The following is a 3,489-nucleotide window of genomic DNA, read 5'->3' as shown; positions in this document are numbered from 1 at the left end:
GAGGGAGGCGGTCTTGCCTTCGCCGGGTTGCATGCGCAGTGCGCGGCCGACGGCTTGGACGAGGTCGGGCATGGAGCCGCGTACGTCGGCGAAGTACACGGAGTCACAGTGGGATGTATCGATGCCTTCGCCGAGCACGCGAACGGACCCAAGAAACGTCTTCTCCACGACGGTGCCGTCAGCAGCGATTCCCTTGGAGAACTCGCTCAGCACCTGCCGCCGGTGGCCTGGTCTGTGGTCGCCGCACAGCCAGTTGGCCCAGATCGTTTTGGGATACAGCTCCGGATCGGCGGCATGCAGCCGGCCGGCGACGTGGGGGAGGCCGGCCGCGAAGGCCTCGGCCTCCTTGACGACGTGGTGGAAGACGAGCGTCCTGCGGAAGTTTTCCTCCGCCGAGGCCTTCACCAGCGCAGTCTGCAGCGCGGCGAGTCTGGCCCCGCGTACCTGCTCGGAGCGGGCGTCCTCGCCCAGGAGCTGGGCGGCTTGGAGCTGGGTGTCGGTGATGTCCAGGCACACGACCTGGTAGGGGGCACAGATTCCCCTGTCGATGGCTGCCGAGAGCGTCAAAGTGAACGCCCTGCTGCCGAACGGTGAGCTGGGGTCGTCTTCCATCGAGGCCACCAGTTCACCCGGCGCGCCCTGTTCGGAGTCCTCGTCGAGCTGCCAGAGCCGGGGTGTGGCGGTCATGTAGAGGCGGCGCAGGGCGGGGATGCGGGTGTTGTCGTGGACGACCGCCCAGGGCTTCCCGATCCGGCCGGAACACCTGTGGGCCTCGTCGACGATGATCAGCGACCATCCCGGAAGGCCGGCGGCGTGCGCGCGTTCCAGTGTGCCCAGCCCGAGTGAGGCGTACGTGGCGAACACGGTGACCTTGTCCAGGTGGCGAGTCCACTCCACCAGCTCGTCCACATCTGTGGTGTTGGGGAAGGACACCTCCTGACCGCGCAGGGAGGACACCCCGATCATCGGGCCCGTACGGCCCCCCTCGCGCCACGCGGCCTCGGTCTGGGCGAGCAGGTCCAGCGAAGGAACGAGGACGAGCACACGGCCCGCACGGAGCTCCTCCGCGCTCCGGGTGGCCACGAGGGTCTTCCCGGTTCCGGTCGCCATGATCACCTGAGTCCGCAGCCCCCGCTCCGGCACAGTAGATCTTGCAGGCAATTCGAGTGCCCGGAGAACCGCGTCCACGGCTTCTCGCTGGTGGGGACGGAGTTCCTTCACAGCCATTCCGATCTTCCCTTTTCTACAGGCTGGACGAAAAATTCCACACGCCAAAGGCCAGCAACCAGCATGCCACCGCCACGCGATGGGTCACGGCGCCCCACCAACAAACCGCAATCACACCTCTGCTCCGAAACACAGACGATCATCTTGCAGCGACACACAGATCCCACAACGCAGGAGTCACTGAAATCCAGAGTCTATCGCAACCACAAAATGAAGCAGAGGCAGCGCCCAGCCCACCGTGCGCCCTAGAGAATCAACACCGACACCCGGGGTACTCCCTGCCCATCACTGTCCACCTGCAGGGAGAGAGCCATGACACACAAGACGGAAAACGACGAGGGCAACCGGTTCTGCAAGGCATGCGGCACACCGGCCGAAGACGGCAAACTGTGTAACCACTGCAACGCCGTCCTGGACCTCCCCGACACCGCAGGACTGGTCGAGGACCAAGGCGCGGCCATACGACGCGACTTCGAAGGACGCACCCAGCAGCAACAGTGAACGACAACTCAAGGACCAACCCCGACCAACCCCACCCGTTGAAGAGCGTGCCCTGGGGTACACGGGCCGGCATGGCATCCACAACTGATCGCGTCATGTCCTTGCGGGCCGTGCGGCAGCTGCGCCGGGTCCGCGCCTTCTACGCGGGAGGCGCCCTGCTGTGGGCGGTATTGACCGCCTGGACAGCCTGGCAGTCGCCCGGCAGCCGGCAGATGTGGGTATCCGCCCTCCTCCTGGCCGCCTTCAGTACCCTCCTGCTCACAGCCTCCCTATGGCTACACCGCCTCCAGGCCGCAGGCGCGCGACGCCCCGCCCACCACGCCGCATCACAGCCCGCGCACCACGCCGCATCACGCAGGGCCACTGCACCACGCCACGCACACGCCTGACCAACTGCCGGTAGGTCAGTACCACCCGCGGCCCGGGTCTCCTCGTGTTTCTGCGCCTCTTCGCGGGCTTGGTTCAGGGTTGTTGCCCTCAACTGCGCTGGCGGATAAACAGCCCTCACCGTGTGGCTGGTTGAAGGACCCTGGCAGGACTGAACCCTCTGAATATCTCTGAGGCCGGTGAGGTCGTCTGTTTTCGGCCCTCTCCCAGACGTCGGGAGGCAAGGGGAGGGCAGGGGGTAGGCGGATAGGTATGGATGGCACACGACTGCGACCAGATGAGCAGAGCACACAGGAAACCCGTGCCCGGGCAGCGATGCGGATCTGGCGGTGGGCCAGGTGGGCGGCACTTGTTCTCGCGGTCAGCTGGGCGGTCAGCTGGGTCGTCAATCTCGTCCAGGGCGAAGGGGGACGGGACCTGTGGTGGCCTCTGGCCAGTACCGTCATCTGGACAGCGATGACCGTGTACGGCTTCAGGACCTACCGGCGGATCGGGACAACGACCCTGCCGGCCATCACCGGCCACCCGTCTGCCTGACCCTCTCGGCCAGCCCGCTCCCTTGCGCTGCCTCCGGGCAGGAGCACCCAACAGTGACGCTGCCGTACGGAAGATGAGGAGGGGGTGGCGGTGGAAGCGGCCAAGTGGTCGGTGGACCGCGAACGCTTGACCCGGTGGGTTCCTGAGGGCGAGCGGATGACAGCCGGCTGTGCGGTGACATACGGACGCACACTGTGGGGCCTGTTCCCGCGACGCGCTTCACTTCTGTTGACCGATCGCCGGGTACGAGTACTGCGCCACCGGGGCAATGACCTCCAGTACGCCATACGCGGTGTCTGGTTCGAGATGATGCGCGGCGAGGCCGTGGCGGTGTGCAGGAATCCACGGGTGCGGGTGGAGTTCGACAAGGGGCAGGAAATCGAACTGCGCCGACACGAGGGTGGGGTGGAGCGCCTGCTGATCAGCCAGTGGGATGCGGTGCATGCCGAAGCCCTGTACGCGGCGTTCCCTGCCCAGAGCAGCGAACCGCAGACCTGACACCGCCGCGAGAACCGGGCCACTCAGGCCGGGCTGCTTCGACTACACCACCAGACCCCCTCTCGCTGCCCGGGCCGAAGGCCCGTTGGCCGTCCCGCGCAGCGGGGCCGGCCTTTGGGGCGCACCGCGCCCCTGGTGGCTGGAGCGCAGCGGAGGCCACCTTGCGGGGACGTAGTCCCCGCAGCTCCGGGAGCGCAGCGGACGGAGCGTCACCAGCCCGGCGCAGCCGGGCTGGTGAGCTGCTCGCGCAGCGAGCAGCAGCGCTCACGCGGAGCGTGAGCGCAACACCCGCGCGCAGCGCGGGTGTTCGCTTGCATATCGCGCAGCGATATGGTACCC

The 3,489-nt window shown here is 67.0% G+C and carries 3 protein-coding genes; 2 read left to right on the top strand and 1 reads right to left on the bottom strand.

The genetic code is table 11. The features are described 5' to 3' along the window. Positions 1 to 1,227 (bottom strand): DEAD/DEAH box helicase family protein (locus BM536_RS38760; RefSeq protein WP_143651165.1); only part of this gene is annotated, 1,227 nt, incomplete at its 3' end. Between the two features lie 312 nt (positions 1,228 to 1,539). On the opposite strand from BM536_RS38760, the gene BM536_RS38755 reads away from it, so the two are divergent. Together BM536_RS38755 and BM536_RS38740 are read left to right on the top strand one after the other, a co-directional pair. Further along, positions 1,540 to 1,728: a zinc ribbon domain-containing protein gene (locus BM536_RS38755; protein WP_073500005.1), complete on the top strand. Its 189-nt coding sequence runs from the start codon at positions 1,540 to 1,542 to the stop codon at positions 1,726 to 1,728. Between the two features lie 1,014 nt (positions 1,729 to 2,742). Continuing rightward, the gene (locus tag BM536_RS38740) at positions 2,743 to 3,150 is read left to right on the top strand and encodes a hypothetical protein (RefSeq protein ID WP_143651161.1); all 408 of its coding nucleotides are present in this window, start codon (positions 2,743 to 2,745) and stop codon (positions 3,148 to 3,150) included. Positions 3,151 to 3,489: the final 339 nt, after the last annotated feature.

The sequence above is a fragment of the Streptomyces phaeoluteigriseus genome (assembly GCF_001896135.2).
Lineage (GTDB): Bacteria > Actinomycetota > Actinomycetes > Streptomycetales > Streptomycetaceae > Streptomyces > Streptomyces phaeoluteigriseus.
This window is presented reverse-complemented; position numbering and strand designations above follow the sequence as displayed.

Bases quoted from the DNA above. Each gene is read 5' to 3' on its own strand.
- BM536_RS38755 (WP_073500005.1), top strand. From the start codon at position 1,540: ATGACACACAAGACGGAAAACGACGAGGGCAACCGGTTCTGCAAGGCA.